Origin of the sequence: Mesorhizobium sp. LNHC252B00 (assembly GCF_000502955.1) — a bacterium.
Lineage (GTDB): Bacteria > Pseudomonadota > Alphaproteobacteria > Rhizobiales > Rhizobiaceae > Mesorhizobium.
Genome location: NZ_AYWO01000004.1, coordinates 47168 through 62935, shown reverse-complemented (window position 1 = coordinate 62935; position 15768 = coordinate 47168). Strand labels below are relative to the sequence as shown.

Here is a 15768-nt window from a genome sequence, read left to right as displayed (position 1 = left end):
CCGAGAGGGCGGCATGGCCGCGCCCTGGAGCTTTGTTATGTTGGAAACCTATCGAGTGACTGAACATCACCCCAAACTCGGCGAATTCGGCTACGCCGGCGACGATCATGTCGTGCCCTTCGAAGTCGGCCCGCTCGACGTGCGCGGCCGCACCGTCCAACTCGGGCCGATGCTCGATGCCATCCTCAGCCGCCACGATTATCCCGAGCCGGTCGCCCGGCTGCTGGCGGAGGCGTGCGTGCTGACGGTGCTGCTCGGCACCTCGCTCAAATTCGAGGGCAAGTTCATCCTGCAGACCCGCACCGACGGGCCTGTCGACATGCTGGTCGCGGATTTTTCCACGCCCTCGGCGCTGCGCGCCTATGCACGTTTCGATGCCGACCGGCTGGAGGCGCTGGTCGCGGCGGGCGAAACGTCCCAGCAGACCCTGCTCGGCACGGGCGTGCTGGCGCTGACCATCGATCAGGGCGCCCACACGCAGCGCTATCAGGGTATCGTCCAACTCGACGGCGAGACGCTGGAAGATGCGGCGCGTACCTATTTCCGTCAGTCGGAGCAGATTCCGACCGATCTCAGGCTGTCGGTGGCCAAGCTCTTGACGCCCGGCCCGGGCGGCACCCGTGAGCAGTGGCGCGCCGGTGGCATCCTGGCGCAGTTCCTGCCACAGTCGCCCGAGCGCATGCGCGTGCCGGATCTGCCGGGCGGCGATGGCGATCCGCGCGAGGAGATCCACGATCCGGCCGACAATTCCTGGCAGGAGTTGCTGGCGCTGCTCGGCACCACCGAGCCGACTGAACTGATCGATCCGACCATCGGCGCCGAGCGGCTGCTCTACAGGCTGTTCCACGAGCATGGCGTGCGCGTTTTCGGCGGCGTTCCGGTCGCCGACCTGTGCTCGTGCTCCCGGGACAAGATCCGCGGCATCCTCGAGGGTTTTTCCGCCCAGGAGATCAAGGACAGCACCGAGGACGGCGGCATCCACGTCGCCTGCGAATTCTGCTCGAAGCAATATGACTTCGACCCGGCGGAGTTTGCGGCGCAGTAGAGTGTCCCTTCCTTCTCCCGTATAGCGACGGGAGAAGGACGCTAATTCACGGTCCGACGCGTCCCCGGCAGGTCGAGTGAAAATGCGGGGATGGCGATGTCGAACGTCTCGCCCCGCTTGTTGCGCATCGTGTAGTGCCCGACCATGATGCCGGACGGTGTCGAGAGCGGGCAACCGGACGTGTACTGGTAGCTGTCGCCGGGATTGAGTTCGGGCTGGTCGCCGACGACGCCGGGGCCGCGTACCTCTTCGACCCGCCCAGTGCCATCGGTGATGTGCCAATAGCGCGACAACAGCTGGACGGAATCGTCCGACTGATTGTCGATCGTTATCTGATAGCCCCAGACATAGCGGTTCTCGGACGGATCCGAGCGATCCTCCAGATAGAACGGCCTGACCTGCACTTCGATGTTGCGCGTGACGGCGCTGTACATAAGCGGCTCCAATACAATCCGGCAACTTTCGGCGCTCCGTGGTGGCCGGTCAACGGTGCGCGTCCTATCGTCGCGGTCTGCAGGGCAGGTGCCGGCAAAGAATGTCATTTAAGTGACACGTGACAATGATCAATGATGGTGTGCGCCAATCAATGCCGCGCGACTCGGGCGCTCTGTCGAACTGTTGAGATCAGTCGTCATGCCGGCTAGATTGTTCTGGCGGGCCGGTTTTTCTGGAGTTACCGGATCTCGATGGAACTCACTCTCGTAGTCGCCACGCTTTCAATTGCTCTCATCCTCTCAAATCTCGCCAGCATCGTGCTTGCGGCTTCGCGTCTGAAACGGCGCCGCGCTATGGCGCCGCCGGCCGGCAAGCCGCGGCCGGTGTCGATCGTCGTGCCGTCGCGTGGCGTTGAGCCGTTCACCCTCGAGACGTTGGAGCGCGCCTTCTCGCTCAACTGGCCGCGTTACGAGCTGATCTTCTGTGTTGCCCATGCCGACGATCCAGTGGTCAGGCTGATAAACAGGGCGATTGCCCGGTTTCCCAAGGTGCCGGCCCGGCTGCTGGTCGGCGACGACCGTATCAGCGCCAATCCGAAGCTCAACAATTGCGTCAAGGGCTGGGAAGCGGCGCGGCACGACTGGGTTGTCCTGGCCGATTCCAACGTGCTGATGCCGAGAGACTACGTCCAGCACCTGATGGCTGCATGGCGACCCAATACCGGCCTTGTCTGCTCGACGCCAATCGGCTCGCGACCGGCCGGCTTCTGGGCTGAAGTCGAATGCGCTTTCCTCAACACGCTGCAGGCGCGCTGGCAATATGCGGGCGAGGCGCTTGGGCTTGGCTTTGCCCAAGGCAAGAGCATGCTCTGGAACAAGCCGATTCTCGATGCCAATGGCGGCATTCGCGCGCTGGCCGCCGAGATCGCCGAGGACGCCGCAGCGACCAAGCTGGTCAATGGCCTCGGCCTGCGCGTCAATCTCGTCGCCGCGCCCTTCGAGCAGCCGCTCGGCCGGCGCACATTTGGCGAGATCTGGTCGCGCCAGGCCCGTTGGGCGCGCCTGCGCCGCGTCACCTTTCCGCTGTTCTTCACGCCTGAAATCCTGACCGGCGCAGTGGTGCCGCTGGTGCTGGCGCTGATCGCGGCGGCAAGCGGAGGCATCAGCCCCTGGGCAACCGCCATTGCCGTACTGGCAGCCTTCTACCTTCCCGAGTGCGTCCTGGCCCGGTCAAAGGGCTGGTGCCTGTCGCCACGCATGGTCGCGGCGATGGCCACGCGCGACCTGATCCTGCCTGCGATGTGGGCGCGCGGCTGGCTCGGCGGTGCCGTCGAGTGGCGCGGCAACGCGATGACCATCGGCACCAAGGCGGCCAAGCTGGAAGAGACGCCATCCGGCGCCTGAAAGCCAAAGGCTTGCTATTTGGCCTTTAGCGCCTGCGCGATATCCTCAAGCAGATCTTCGGTGTCTTCCAGGCCAACCGACAGTCTGAGCGTGCCCGGCCCGATGCCGAGTTCGGCGCGCGCCTCATCGCTCAGGTTCTTGTGAGTTGTCGTCGCCGGATGGGTGATCAGGCTCTTGGCATCGCCGAGATTGTTGGAGATCAGCACGATGTCGAGCGCGTTCTGCAAGGCGAAGGCCGCCTGCTTGCCGCCTTTGACATCCAGGCAGATCAGCGTCGAGCCGCCCGACATCTGCTTCTCTACGACATCAGCCTGCGGGTGGTCGGCGCGGCCGGGATAGATGACGCGGGCGATTTCCGGCCGCTCGGCCAGGAAATCCGCGATCTTGCCGGCGCTTTCCGTCTGCTGGCGCACGCGCAGCGGCAGCGTCTCCAGGCCCTTCAGCAGCGTCCAGGCGTTGAAGGGCGACAGGCTGGGCCCGGTGTGGCGGAAATAGTCATGCAGGTTCTCGTCGATCCACTTCTTGTCCGACAGGATGACGCCGCCGAGACAGCGCCCCTGGCCGTCAATGTGCTTGGTCGCCGAATAGACGACGATGTGGGCGCCGAGTTGCAAGGGCTTCTGTTGCAAGGGCGTGGCAAAGACATTGTCGACGATCAGCCTGGCGCCGATGGAATTGGCGAGCGAGGCAACCGCGGCGATATCGATCACCTCCAGCGTCGGGTTGGTCGGGCTTTCCAGAAAGAACAGCTTGGTGTTCGGCTTGACCGCCTTTTCCCAATTGGCGATGTCGGTGCCGTCGACCAGCGTCGCCTCGATGCCGTATCTTGGCGCCAGCGTCTCGACCACCCACCGGCAGGAGCCGAACAGTGCACGGGCCGCCACGATATGGTCGCCGGCCTTGGCGCTGCACAGAAGCGCTGCCGTTACCGCAGCCATACCGGAGGCAGTAGCGCGGGCGTCCTCGGCGCCCTCGAGCGCGCACATGCGCTTTTCGAACATGTCGACGGTCGGATTGGCGTAGCGCGAATAGATGAAGCCCGGCTCCTCACCCTTGAAACGGGCTTCGGCGGCCTGCGCCGTTTCGTAGACGTAGCCCTGGGTGAGGTAAATCGCTTCCGACGTTTCGCCGAAACCGGAACGCAGCGTTCCGCTGTGCACGAGTGCCGTCTGAGGCTTCCAGTTGCGCTTGTTGGTGCTCATCGCTCTTCTTCCAGACACAAAAAAACCGGCCGCGAAAGTCGCAACCGGTCCATACGGCCTTGCGGCCCGACGGTCCTTTAGCGACTTGTTTAACGTGGCTGCAAGCCGACCGGCCAAATCACCACGGGATAACGACCCTTTAGACCCGCGCCACGCTTGCGTCAATTGCCGGCTTGATTAAGAGGTTTGTACCAGCGGCGTTGCAGCGGAGTCAGCTTTGCGGCAAACAGGCATTCTTCCCGATCAGGACATTTCGGCGCTCTTCCAGTCCGGCGCGCTGAAGTCGGCGCGTGCGCTCGATGCCGACCAGATCCAGCCGGCCAGTCTTGATCTCCGGCTCGGCGACAAGGCCTGGCGGGTGCGTGCCTCCTTCCTGCCGGGTCCCAACCACAAGGTTTCGGAAAAGCTTGACCGGCTGAAGCTGCATGAGATCAATCTGACCGAGGGCGCGGTGCTGGAGACCGGCTGCGTCTATATCGTGCCCTTGCTCGAAAGCCTGGCATTGCCAGCCAAGATTTCGGCCTCTGCCAATCCCAAGAGCTCGACCGGGCGGCTCGACATCTTTACCCGCGTCATGACTGATCGCGGCCACGAGTTCGACAAGATCGCCGCCGGCTATCAAGGCCCGCTCTTTCTGGAGGTCAGCCCGCGCACTTTCCCGATCGTCGCGCGCACCGGTTCGCGACTGTCGCAGATCCGTTTCCGCACCGGCAATGCGCTGCTGTCGGAAGCCGAACTGCACCAGTTGCATCGCGCGCAGATATTGGTCGCGACGGATCCGCCCAACATTTCCGGCGGCGGCATCGCGCTGTCGATCGACCTGAACGGCGATCAAAGCGGTCTGGTCGGCTACCGCGGCAAGCATCACACCGGTCTCGTCGATGTCGACAAGCGCGCCGCGCAGGAGGTCGTCGACTTCTGGGAGCCGATCCACAAGAGCGGCGCTGGCGAACTGGTGCTCGACCCCGATGAATTCTACATTCTTGTGAGCCAGGAAGCGGTGCATGTGCCACCGCTCTACGCCGCCGAGATGACGCCCTTCGATCCGCTGGTCGGCGAATTCCGCGTCCACTATGCTGGCTTCTTCGATCCGGGCTTCGGCCATTCGGCGTCCGGTGGCACCGGCAGCCGGGCGGTGCTCGAAGTGCGCAGCCACGAAGTGCCGTTCATCCTCGACCATGGCCAGATCGTCGGCCGGCTGGTCTACGAGCACATGCTGAAGCGGCCGCAGGCGCTCTATGGCACCGATCTCGGCTCCAACTACCAGGCGCAGGGTTTGAAGCTGTCAAAGCATTTCCGCCCCGCGCGCTGAACCCATTACCCACAGGCAAAATACTTGCCTGGGCTGGCTCGCCATGCTTGGTTGCCTTCCTGGTCGTCAAGCTGGCGGCGTTCAAGGGGAACCAAGAAAATGCAGATTTCGAAATGGATCATATCGGCAGCAGGCGCTGCCATGCTGGCGATGGCGGCTGGCTCTCTGTCGGTGCAGGCAGCTGAGAAAATCAAGATCGGCACCGAGGGCGCCTATCCGCCGTTCAACACCATCACCTCGGACGGCAAAGTCGAAGGCTTCGATATCGATATCGCCAACGCGCTCTGTGCGCAGATGAAGGTCGAGTGCGAAATCGTCACACAGGACTGGGATGGCATCATTCCGGCCCTGCAAGCGAAGAAGTTCGACGCCATCATCGCCTCGATGAGCATCACCGAGGAGCGCAAGAAGCAGGTCTCCTTCACCAACAAATACTACACGACACCGCTCGCTCTGGTGGCGCCGAAGGACAGCGACCTCACCTCGACCGAACCGGCGGCGCTTGCAGGCAAGACAGTCGGCGCCCAGGCCTCGACCACTCAGGCCGACTATGCCCAGAATACCTATGGCAAAGCGGGCGCCGAGGCCAAACTCTACCCGACCCAGGAAGAAGCGATCACCGACCTGACCAACGGCCGGCTTGACGCCGTGATCTCGGACAAGTTCGTGCTGATGGACTGGCTGAAGAAGGCAAGCGAGGGCTGCTGCAAGCTGGTCGGCGACGTCAAGGGCACGGAGACACAAGCCGGCATTGCCGTCCGCCTGGAAGACACGGCACTGCGCGACAAGCTCAATGCGGCCATCGACGCGATTGTCGCCGATGGCACCTACAAGAAGATCCAGGCTAAGTATTTCGACTTCGATATCTATTGAAGCAGAAATCTCCCCCCTTGAGGGGGAGATGGCCGGCAGGCCAGAGGGGGTCGGCTCGACCGGATGCAACCTTCTTGCGACAGATGGAGGTTGGCGCTTCACGCGAGGCACCCCCTCTGTCGCCTTTGGTGACATCCCCCCCGGGGGAGATCACCCTTTCAAAGCGCCTTCACCGCCACCTTCACCGGCTGTTCGATCTCGAGCGGATTGCGCAGCGGCAGGCCGAAATCCTTGGCCTCGATCTCGAACACGTCGCCCGCTTCAGTACTGATGCCGTCGGCGAAGGACAGCGTCGCCGTGCCGAACATGTGCACATGCACGTCGCCCGGCTGGCGGAAAGCCGCATATTTGAAGTGGTGATGTTCGAGATTGGCGATCGTGTGCGACATGTTCGCTTCGCCGGACAGGAACGGCTTTTCCCACAGCACGTCGTTGTCGCGCACGATGCGCGAGGTGCCTCTGATATCGGACGGCAGGTCGCCGATCAGGATCTCCGGGCCGAACGAAGCGTTGCGCAGCTTGGAATGGGCGAGAAAGAGATAGTTCACGCGCTCGGTGACGTGGTCGGAAAACTCGTTCGACAGCGTGAAGCCGACGCGGAAGGGCGCGCCATCATCGCCGATGACGTAGATGCCGGCCACCTCAGGCTCTTCGCCGGCGTCGTTGGCGAAGGCCGGTGACAGGAGCGCCGCGCCTGGCGCCACCGCCATCGTGCCGTTGCCCTTGTAGAACCATTCCGGCTGCACGCCGATCTGGCCTTTCGCGGGCTTGCCGCCGTCCAGCCCCATGCGAAACATCTTCATGGAATCGGTCAGCTGCTCCTCGCCGTCGGCGCTGAGCTTCTTGTGCATGGAATCGCGTGTCGCGGCCGAACCCAGATGCGTTAGCCCGGTGCCGGTCAGGTGCAGATGCGCCGGGTCTGGATGGTTGATCGGCGACAGCAGCCGGCCCTTCTTATAGGCGGCCTCGAGATCGACCGTTTCGCCAAGCCCCTTGCGCTCGATCAGCGCGACGAGGCCGACGCCGGTGCGGGCGGCCTCCATCGCCAGCGAGTACACGCTGCGGGCGCCATTGATGATCCGGGTCTTGCCGCCGTTGCGGGCAACGACACGGATGGTCTCGGCGTCATCGAGAATCTGGGAGATCAGCATGATGGATCCTCTCTCATTTGTCTTGGCCCGGTTGCCATTTGGCAAACCTTAACCTGCGCGGCTCGGATCTCGCCGCGCCACGGGTTGAACTCTTCGTCCGGATTGCGCTCGCGGGCCTGGTCCTTGAAGGACTTCTTTACGCCGGCAGGTTTACCAGCAGCGCCGCGATCGTTTGCCTCCTGCTTGCCTCGCCTAAAACCTGTTCAAGCCTTGTTCTTGTTGTAGACGTCGAAGATCACGGCGCCGAGCAGCACCAGGCCTTTGACCACCTGCTGCCAGTCGACATTGACGCCCATGATCGACATGCCGTTGTTCATCACGCCCATGATGAAACCGCCGACAACCGCGCCGATGACCTGACCGACACCGCCCATCGCCGAGGCGCCGCCGATGAACACGGCCGCAATCACGTCGAGCTCGCTGCCGAGGCCGGCCGCCGGCACAGCTTGTCCCAGCCGCGCCGCTATGATCAGGCCGCCAAGCGCAGACAGCACGCCCATATTGACGAACACCATCAGCGTGAGCCGCTCTGTCTTGATACCCGACAGCTGCGCCGCCTTGGCGTTGCCGCCCATTGCATAGATGCGGCGGCCGATGGTCATGCGCTTGGTGACGAAGACGAACAGCGAGATCAGCACGCCCATGACGAGCAGCACCACCGGCAGGCCCCTGTAGCTGGCGAACTGGTAGACCAGGAACAGTGCCAGCGCGCTGCCAACCAGCGTCTTGATGACGAACAGGGGAAAAGGCTCGGCCTCATAGCCATGGCGTTCGCGTTTGCGTCGTGTGCTCAGCCCGAAATAGGCGTAGGCCAGCACAGCGATCAGCCCTAGCACGATCGTCGTCATGTGCAGCGTCAGTCCGCTGCCTATGATGGTCTTGCCGGCCGCGTTCACCGTCGGCGGGATAAGCGTCAGTGGCCCGATGACATCCGGGATAAAGCCGGAGCTGAGCGCCTTGAAGCCGTCGGGAAGCGGTCCCACCGAGGATCCGCCGCCCAGCAGCGCCTGGCAGATGCCGCGGAAGATCAGCATGCCGGCCAGCGTGACGATAAAGCTCGGTATTCGGTGATAGGCGATCCAGTAGCCTTGCGCCGCGCCGATCGCGCCACCCACGATGAGGCAGATGATCGACACCACCAGCGGATTGCTCAATGGGCCGAGCGGCCAGATGACCATCATCATCGCTGCCAGTGCGCCGATGAAGCCGGCGACGGAGCCGACGCTGAGATCGATGTGGCCGGAGACGATCACCAGCAGCATGCCCAGCGCCATCACGATGATGAACGAGTTCTGCTGCACCAGATTGCTGAGGTTCACCGGCTTGAACAGCGTTCCGGAGGTGGTGAACTGGAAGAACACCATGATGGCGATCAGCGCCAGTATCAGGCCGTATTCGCGCAGGTTCGTCGTCAGCGCCGAGACGGCGATACGGGGGCGCTGCTGCACGTCTTCGGCAACGCTGCTCTGCGGGGCGGGGGCGCTTTCTGTACTCATGCTGCTTTTCCTTCTCCCCGAACGATGGCGCGCATTATTTTTTCTTGGCTGGCGTCCACCGCGGGCATTTCGCCGACGATGCGGCCTTCGTTCATGACGTAGATGCGGTCGGTGATGCCGAGCAGTTCTGGCATTTCCGACGAGATGACCACGATCGCCTTACCTTCGGCGGCGAGGCGGGCGATGATCGTGTAGATTTCATATTTGGCGCCGACATCGATACCGCGCGTCGGCTCGTCGAGAATCAGCACTTCCGGGTCGGCGAACAGCCATTTCGACAGGACCACCTTCTGCTGGTTGCCGCCGGAAAGATTGCCGGTCATCTGATAGACGCTGGAAGCGCGGATATTGGTCTTCCCGCGATAGTCGTTGGCGACGGAGAGCTCGCCCAGGTCATCGATCACGCCATGGCGCGACACGCCGCCGAGATTGGCCAGAGTGATGTTGTGCTTGATATGGTCGATGAGGTTGAGACCGAAGGTCTTGCGGTCCTCGGTGACGTAGGCAATGCCGTGTTCGACTGCCCTGCTCACCGAGGAAACATCGATCGGCTTGCCCTTGAGCAGAACTTCGCCAGTGATATGGCGGCCATAGGAGCGGCCGAACAAGCTCATCGCGAATTCAGTGCGGCCGGCGCCCATCAATCCGGCAATGCCGACCACTTCGCCCTTGCGCACATTGATGTCGATGCCCTTGATCACCTGCCGCTCGGCGTGGAGCGGGTGATAGACCGACCAGTTTTTCACTTCGAACACGACCTCGCCGATGTCAGGCTCGCGCGGCGGATAGCGGTCGTCGAGCGAGCGGCCGACCATCGAGGTGATGATGCGGTCTTCCGAGATGTCCTTCTTGGCCAGCGTCTCGATGGTACGCCCGTCGCGGATGACGGTGACCTTGTCGGCGACCCGGTTCACCTCGTTGAGCTTGTGCGAGATCAGGATCGAGGTCATGCCTTGCCGTTTGAATTCGAGCAGAAGGTCAAGCAGCGCCTGGCTATCCTTTTCGCTGAGCGATGCCGTCGGCTCGTCGAGGATCAGCAGCTTGACTTCCTTGCTCAGCGCCTTGGCGATCTCGACCAGCTGCTGCTTGCCGACACCGATATTGGTGATCAGCGTCTTGGGGTCCTCCTTGAGGCCCACTTTCTTCAACAGGGCGCTGGTGCGCGCCTCGTTGGCATTCCAGTCGATGACGCCGTATCTGGCGTGCTCGTTGCCGAGGAAAATGTTTTCGGCGATCGACAGCATCGGCACCAGGGCAAGCTCCTGGTGGATGATGACGATGCCCTTGTGTTCACTGTCGTGGATGCCTTTGAAGTGGCATTCCTGGGCGTTGAAGATGATCTGGCCGTCATAGGTGCCTGTGGGATAGACGCCCGACAGCACCTTCATCAGCGTCGACTTGCCGGCGCCGTTCTCGCCGACCACGGCGTGGATTTCGCCTTCCTCGACGCTGAGGTTGACATTCGACAACGCCTTCACGCCGGGGAACGTCTTGGTGATGTCGCGCATCTCCAAAATCGTCGAGACCATGGGGACTACCGCTCCTTGAGAGGTCGGCAAACACTGCCGGCGAGGTCGGTGAACAATACCGGGCTCGCTGGTTAACGAAAAGGGGCCCTGCGTTGCGCAGGACCCCTGACTTTGTAACCGGGGTTACTTCAGTTCGTCGGCCTTGATGTAGCCGGAGTCGACGACCAGTGCCTGGTAGTTCGACTTGTCGACGTCATGTGGCGTCAAGAGGATCGAGGGGACGACCTTGACGTCGTTGTTGTAGGTCTTTTCATCAAGCCCGTCCGGCTTGCCGCCCGAGAGCACCTTGTCGACGAGCTGGACGGTCGCCTTGGCCAGTTCACGGGTGTCCTTGAACACGGTCGAGTACTGCTCGCCCGAGATGATCAGCTTGACCGAGGCGGTCTCGGCATCCTGGCCGGTCACAACAGGCCAGGGCTGTGCGTCCGTGCCGTAGCCGACAGCGCGCAGCGAGGCGGTGATGCCGCGCGACAGGCCGTCATAGGGCGACAGAACGCCATCGACGCGGCTGCCGTCCGAATAGTTGGCCGACAGCAGATTGTCCATGCGCGCCTGGGCGGTGGCGGCGAGCCAGCGCAGCGTGCCGACCTTGTCCATGCCGGTCTGGCCGGACTTGATCTTGACCGAACCGTCGTCGATCAGCGGCTGCAGGACGGATATCGCACCGTTGTAGAAGAAGAAGGCATTGTTATCGTCCGGCGAGCCGCCGAACAGTTCGACGTTCCACGGCTTGGTATTCGGGAAACGCTCCTTGAGGCCCTTGACCAGCGAATTCGCCTGGATGACGCCGACGCCAAAATTGTCGAAGGTGGTGTAGTAGTCGACATTGCCGGTCTTCTTGATCAGGCGGTCGTAGGCAACGACGACGACGCCCGCATCAGCGGCCTTTTGCAGCGCATCCGACAGGGTGGTGCCGTCGATCGAGGCGATGATCAGCGCCTTCGGCCCCTTGGTGATCTCGTTTTCCAACTGGCTGAGCTGGTTGGGAATGTCGTCCTGTGCGTACTGCAGGTCGACAGTGTAGCCGAGAGCCTCGAGCTGGGACTTGACGGCGTCGCCGTCATTGATCCAGCGCTGCGAGGTCTTGGTCGGCATCAGCACGCCGACGAGACCCTTGTCGGCTGCATGCGCCGAGTAGGTCATGGCAGCGATGCCAAGGGCCGCGACTGCGGCCAGTGTCTTGATGATTTTCACTATAACTCTCCCTGGTTGATGGACGCGGCACCCCGGGGGTCGCGGGCCGCGCAATCGTGCAGAAGTGCCAAAGCACTGCTGCCGTCATTTGGATCTCCGGTATCCTCCCATGGCCCCGAGGCGCTGATTTCAATCGATACGATTTTTCTCGTCATCGACCGTCACGTCTCGGAACGCGCGAAGGGTGTGATCCTTTGCCATAACTGTCAAATGCGATCTTTGATGGTTGCTATATCACATTTGGTATGCACTAAGAGGCGAGATCGACCGGCGCGTTCTCCGGCGACGGTAAGGGCAAGTAGGGGAAACGCAATGCCTGCGCTGCGGAATTCTGGTTCAGGTTCAAACCGTTACAAAGAAAAACCGGGCGATGGCGAAACCCTTCTGCGCAGCGGTCTCAGTCTACGTCACATGCGAATGATCGTCGCGCTCGACGACCATGGCCGGGTCAGCGCGGCGGCCCAGGTGATGAACATTTCGCAGCCGGCGGCCTCGCGCATGATCGGCGAGATGGAGGCGGTGCTGGAGGTCAAGCTGTGCGAGAGACTGCCGCGCGGCATAACCTTGACGCCCTACGGCAAAGCTTTGGCCAGGCGCGCGCGGTCGATCCTGCAGGAGATGCGCGAGGTCGATCGTGAGATTTCCGAGCTCAAGGCAGGCAAGGGAGGGGCGGTGTTCCTGGGTGCCGTAACGGCGCCGGCGATCGAGCTGGCGGTGCCGGCAATCCGCGAAATCCGCCGCATCTATCCGCGCATCGAGATCACCATGCAGGTCGAAACCTCCAACGTGCTGGCGCGCGAGCTGATCGCCACGCGCCATGATTTCATCATCGCGCGCATCCCCGATGATCTCAACCCGCGGCTGTTCGAGTCGCGCGTCATCGGCGTCGAGAAGGCCTGCCTGATCGTGCGCCGCGGCCATCCGCTCACCAAGGGCGAGCCGGTGCGGCTGGAAGACACCGCCGCCTATGATTGGGTTTTCCAGTCGGGCGGCTCGCCCTTGCGCCAGGCGATGGAGAGCAATTTCCTCAACCGCAACATCGCCTTGCCGGATCGCATCCTCAACACCAGCTCACTGCTCTTGACCCTGGTCATGGTTGCGCAGTCCGATGCCATTGCGCCGGTATCGATCCAGGTGGCGAAGTTCATCCAGAATCCCGACGGGCTGGCCGGCGCCATCGATGTCGTCCAAACCGAATTCGACATTGAGGTCAGGCCCTACAGTCTGATCACTGTGAGGAACCGCGCGCTGTCGCCAGCCGCCAAGATGCTGCACGATTTCATTCTGAGAGAGGTGGGATGACAGCAGCTGGAGCGGGTAGCGGGAATCGAACCCGCGCGTTCAGCTTGGGAAGCTGACAAGCTACCATTACATCATACCCGCGCGCGTTCTGGTTATCATGACGGCACAGGCTCGGGCAACCGCAAAGCCGCCCGAACCCAAGCCAGTCGCGTCAGACTGGGTGCCAGCATCGGCAAGGTGACAAATTAACCCGAAGCGATTGCCGTGCGCTCGAACCCAACATCTGAATATCTCTGCCGATCCGGTAGCCGGCAGGCTGGCGGATTACTCGTCGTCACCGCTATCGTCGCCACCGCCGTCATCCCCACCGCCGTCATCCCCGCCGCCGGAATCATCGTCGCCGGAACTGTCGTCGGCGGCATCGCCATCGTCGCCGCCGTCGGAATTGTCTTCCGCGGCGGGAGCATCGGTGTCGTCGGTTCCGGAAGCCTCTGCCTGATCGCTCGGCTCCGTCGCCGAATCGCTCGCGCCGTCAGCTGTTGCGTCCGCTTTGCTGTCCGAGCTCTCGTCGGTAGCCTCGCTGTTGGCCTCGGAGGTGAATTCCTCGGAAGAGGCGGTCGCCTCCACCGTCGTCTCGGATGATTCGTAGGTGGCAGTCATCTCCTGGCTATATTCGCTGTAGAACTCCGAATAGCTGAAGGCAGTTGCGACAGACCAGCTTGTCCACGTCGCGACAGTGACGACATCGACGGCGGTTTCGTAGCTGCTAAGCGTGATCGTGCCATTGGAGTTGTAGGACTTGCCATCGCGATAGCAGTCGAATCGGAAGTCGGATTTGCCTGCTTTGGCCCAATGGTAGACCACCGTATCGACATCGATCGGCTTGTAGATCTTGTGGCCGTGGACCTTGGCAATCACGTCGCCAGGCTTGATGCCTTGCTTTTCGCCGGTGCCACCAGGCTTCACCGACAGCACAAGGACGCCGTGGGCGTGTGGCTTGAGTTTGAACTCCTTGCGTACAGTGCCATTGATCGGCAGCAGGACCGCTTCGATCGCCCTGGAAATATAAGGCTTGGGCAGCTTGACATCGCCGTTGAGCGCGTATGCGTTTGTCGAATAGGAAATCGGAATTGCTGCCAGATGCAGCGCCCAGGCCAGACTGAAAACGGCCTTGGAAAATTTTCCGGCCCGTCGCTTTAACATGAACATAATTGACGTCATCCCCTGTGGGATGCCAGCCCTCCAGCATCACCAGCCGGCAGCGTTAGCATGAATTAGCTAGGCATGAAGTTAACGTCGACGACTTTCCGGGACTATTTCTCTGATTTTTCTGACGATCAGTGCATGCCGCATGCCAAGGTTCGAATGCTGGCGAAGCCGGTTCGCGCCGGCACGCGGCACGATCAGGCGCCGGGCAGGTAAATCACCGCGTAATCATCCGCATAGGCCCGGTTCCAGCCAAGCTGGTCGAAGAAGGGGATGCGGCTGTCGCCGGTCGACAGCAATGCCCAGCCTATTGCGTATTTCTTCAGCCGGGCTTCGAGGAGCGGCTTGCCGTCGCTGTGTCCCGTCTCGTCATCGGTTTTTGTGAAACCGCCCAGAAACAGCTGGTCCGTCCGCCCGTCGATATAGGTCTTGATCCCGTGGAAAATCAGCGTGCCGCCGAAATTGTAGGAATTCAGCACGTTGCCGGACAGATGATGACTTTCGGCGAATGCCAGCGCCCCGCTGGCCGACGTCTTCGGGCTCGGCGTGACCTGGTAGGCGCTGCCGAGCACGGCGACCGCGACGATCAGCAAAACGGCTGCCGCGCCGCAGATCGCGTAGAAGCGCCTGGCAAGGAATTTTTCCAATCCGTCGCGCTTGTCCACCAGCCACGTGGTGGCCGAAAGCCGGGGAAATTGCTGTGCGACCTCGACTGCGATCACCAGGGGAATCAGCAGGAAGAACAGATACATGAAACGCACATGGGCGAGATAGACATGCAAGGTGAAGACGACGAACAACGCCTTGACCCAGCCAATCCGCAACCGTGACACCAGAAGCCCGAAAAGCGCCAGCAATATCGCAGCTTCCTGGACGGGGCTGTCCGGCTGGCTGAACGGTTTCCATTCCGTGATCAGCGACACCGCCTCGTTGCCGTAGGCCACGCCAAGCGTCGCCAGGATGGCCTGGACGCCATAGGGGTGGATCAGGCTGACCAGCGGGCAAAGCAGGCCGAAGGCGATCCATTTCGCCAGGAGGGCGGGTTTTGACATGCCCGTGCGCGCCAGCAGATCGAGACCGGCGAACGCTGCGATGACGAAGCTCAAGGTGAAGGTGGCGTGCAGGTTCGCCCACAGCACAACCAGCACAAGCGACCACCAGGGCGGCGCCCGTTCTTCCCTTGCCGCACCAAATAGCACCGCAGTCCAGATGACGATGATCGGGAAGGTGAGGACATGCGGACGCGCCGTAAAGATCGGGTTGATCAGGAACATTGCGGCGAAGGCGAGCGTAATCGCCAGGATCGGCTTCAGCCACGCGCTGAGAAACCACCCCATCAGGAAAACCGTCAGCGAAATCGAGGCGATGATCAGGGTGACCACCCCGTTCCAGCCTGCTGCCCGGTAGGCAAGGGCCAACAGGACCTGGCCCAGCCATTCCTTGGCAATCCATGGCTGGCCGGCAAAAGTGTGGGAATAGGGATCGACTGTCGGGAATGTCCGGTTTGCCAGGAAATCCAGCCCGACCTTCACTTGCCACCAACTGTCGGGATCCTGCAGGGTGGAAGCCGCCTGCGCAGCCAGTGCTCCCGCCATCGCCCAGGCTGCGAGCAGGCAGAAGATCAGCCTGTTCCGATCGTTGTATGTGGCGGCCGCCATGCTGGCCTGAGCGTCGTTCATG

The 15768-nt window shown here is 62.1% G+C and carries 13 protein-coding genes, 1 tRNA gene and 1 riboswitch; of the genes, 5 read left to right on the top strand and 9 right to left on the bottom strand.

The window, feature by feature from the left end:
• Nucleotides 1-13: 13 nt before the first annotated feature.
• Nucleotides 14-1045: an Hsp33 family molecular chaperone gene (locus X744_RS162350; RefSeq protein ID WP_031259774.1), complete on the top strand. Its 1032-nt coding sequence runs from the start codon at nucleotides 14-16 to the stop codon at nucleotides 1043-1045.
• A 41-nt stretch (nucleotides 1046-1086) separates the two neighbouring features.
• Here the strand turns inward: X744_RS162350 and apaG are convergent, their stop codons facing one another.
• Nucleotides 1087-1479, bottom strand: a complete 393-nt coding sequence (apaG, locus tag X744_RS162355; protein ID WP_023758044.1) for a Co2+/Mg2+ efflux protein ApaG — start codon at nucleotides 1477-1479, stop codon at nucleotides 1087-1089.
• Nucleotides 1480-1731: 252 nt separating this feature from the next.
• On the opposite strand from apaG, the gene X744_RS162360 reads away from it, so the two are divergent.
• On the top strand, nucleotides 1732-2883 hold the full coding sequence (locus X744_RS162360; protein ID WP_023758043.1) for a ceramide glucosyltransferase: 1152 nt from the start codon (nucleotides 1732-1734) through the stop codon (nucleotides 2881-2883).
• 14 nt (nucleotides 2884-2897) lie between these two features.
• On the opposite strand, the gene X744_RS162365 is transcribed toward X744_RS162360, so the two are convergent.
• Nucleotides 2898-4085, bottom strand: a complete 1188-nt coding sequence (locus tag X744_RS162365) for an O-succinylhomoserine sulfhydrylase (protein ID WP_023758042.1) — start codon at nucleotides 4083-4085, stop codon at nucleotides 2898-2900.
• Nucleotides 4086-4142: 57 nt separating this feature from the next.
• Nucleotides 4143-4220, bottom strand: a riboswitch (SAM riboswitch).
• A gap of 82 nt (nucleotides 4221-4302) precedes the next feature.
• Here X744_RS162365 and X744_RS162370 point away from each other — a divergent pair.
• Together X744_RS162370 and X744_RS162375 are read left to right on the top strand one after the other, a co-directional pair.
• Nucleotides 4303-5397, top strand: coding sequence for a 2'-deoxycytidine 5'-triphosphate deaminase (locus tag X744_RS162370; protein ID WP_023758041.1), 1095 nt, complete (start codon nucleotides 4303-4305; stop codon nucleotides 5395-5397).
• Nucleotides 5398-5538: 141 nt separating this feature from the next.
• Nucleotides 5539-6270 (top strand): ABC transporter substrate-binding protein, encoded by a 732-nt coding sequence (locus tag X744_RS162375; RefSeq protein ID WP_050589492.1) that lies wholly within the window; start codon nucleotides 5539-5541, stop codon nucleotides 6268-6270.
• Between the two features lie 158 nt (nucleotides 6271-6428).
• Here X744_RS162375 and araD1 read toward each other — a convergent pair whose 3' ends face one another.
• The 4 genes from araD1 to chvE all read right to left on the bottom strand — a co-directional run bounded on the left by araD1 (nucleotide 6429) and on the right by chvE (nucleotide 11640).
• A complete protein-coding gene (araD1, locus tag X744_RS162380) occupies nucleotides 6429-7421 on the bottom strand; it encodes an AraD1 family protein (RefSeq protein ID WP_023758039.1) in 993 nt (330 codons plus the stop codon).
• 203 nt (nucleotides 7422-7624) lie between these two features.
• On the bottom strand, nucleotides 7625-8917 hold the full coding sequence (mmsB, locus tag X744_RS162385; RefSeq protein WP_023758038.1) for a multiple monosaccharide ABC transporter permease: 1293 nt from the start codon (nucleotides 8915-8917) through the stop codon (nucleotides 7625-7627).
• Nucleotides 8914-10446 (bottom strand): multiple monosaccharide ABC transporter ATP-binding protein, encoded by a 1533-nt coding sequence (mmsA, locus tag X744_RS162390; protein WP_023758037.1) that lies wholly within the window; start codon nucleotides 10444-10446, stop codon nucleotides 8914-8916. The genes mmsB and mmsA overlap by 4 nt, the downstream gene beginning before the upstream one ends.
• 123 nt (nucleotides 10447-10569) lie before the next feature.
• Nucleotides 10570-11640: a multiple monosaccharide ABC transporter substrate-binding protein gene (gene chvE, locus X744_RS162395; RefSeq protein ID WP_023758036.1), complete on the bottom strand. Its 1071-nt coding sequence runs from the start codon at nucleotides 11638-11640 to the stop codon at nucleotides 10570-10572.
• A 312-nt stretch (nucleotides 11641-11952) separates the two neighbouring features.
• Here chvE and X744_RS162400 point away from each other — a divergent pair, with 312 nt between their 5' ends.
• Entirely contained in the window at nucleotides 11953-12942 is a 990-nt protein-coding gene (locus tag X744_RS162400) for a LysR family transcriptional regulator (RefSeq protein WP_023758035.1), read from the top strand.
• 7 nt (nucleotides 12943-12949) lie between these two features.
• Here the strand turns inward: X744_RS162400 and X744_RS162405 are convergent.
• The 3 genes from X744_RS162405 to X744_RS162415 all read right to left on the bottom strand — a co-directional run bounded on the left by X744_RS162405 (nucleotide 12950) and on the right by X744_RS162415 (nucleotide 15767).
• Nucleotides 12950-13023: transfer RNA gene (locus tag X744_RS162405), tRNA-Gly, on the bottom strand.
• A gap of 183 nt (nucleotides 13024-13206) precedes the next feature.
• The gene (locus X744_RS162410; protein ID WP_023758034.1) at nucleotides 13207-14091 is read right to left on the bottom strand and encodes a PDZ domain-containing protein; all 885 of its coding nucleotides are present in this window, start codon (nucleotides 14089-14091) and stop codon (nucleotides 13207-13209) included.
• Nucleotides 14092-14285: 194 nt separating this feature from the next.
• Complete coding sequence (locus X744_RS162415; protein ID WP_023758033.1) at nucleotides 14286-15767, bottom strand: hypothetical protein; 1482 nt, start codon at nucleotides 15765-15767, stop codon at nucleotides 14286-14288.
• Between the last annotated feature and the right edge of the window lies 1 nt (nucleotide 15768).

Coding starts and splice junctions, on each gene's coding strand:
- X744_RS162350 (WP_031259774.1), top strand. CDS start 14: ATGGCCGCGCCCTGGAGCTTTGTTATGTTGGAAACCTATCGAGTGACT.
- apaG (WP_023758044.1), bottom strand. CDS start 1,479: ATGTACAGCGCCGTCACGCGCAACATCGAAGTGCAGGTCAGGCCGTTC.
- X744_RS162360 (WP_023758043.1), top strand. CDS start 1,732: ATGGAACTCACTCTCGTAGTCGCCACGCTTTCAATTGCTCTCATCCTC.
- X744_RS162365 (WP_023758042.1), bottom strand. CDS start 4,085: ATGAGCACCAACAAGCGCAACTGGAAGCCTCAGACGGCACTCGTGCAC.
- X744_RS162375 (WP_050589492.1), top strand. CDS start 5,539: ATGCTGGCGATGGCGGCTGGCTCTCTGTCGGTGCAGGCAGCTGAGAAA.
- araD1 (WP_023758039.1), bottom strand. CDS start 7,421: ATGCTGATCTCCCAGATTCTCGATGACGCCGAGACCATCCGTGTCGTT.
- mmsB (WP_023758038.1), bottom strand. CDS start 8,917: ATGAGTACAGAAAGCGCCCCCGCCCCGCAGAGCAGCGTTGCCGAAGAC.
- mmsA (WP_023758037.1), bottom strand. CDS start 10,446: ATGGTCTCGACGATTTTGGAGATGCGCGACATCACCAAGACGTTCCCC.
- X744_RS162400 (WP_023758035.1), top strand. CDS start 11,953: ATGCCTGCGCTGCGGAATTCTGGTTCAGGTTCAAACCGTTACAAAGAA.
- X744_RS162410 (WP_023758034.1), bottom strand. CDS start 14,091: ATGTTCATGTTAAAGCGACGGGCCGGAAAATTTTCCAAGGCCGTTTTC.
- X744_RS162415 (WP_023758033.1), bottom strand. CDS start 15,767: ATGAACGACGCTCAGGCCAGCATGGCGGCCGCCACATACAACGATCGG.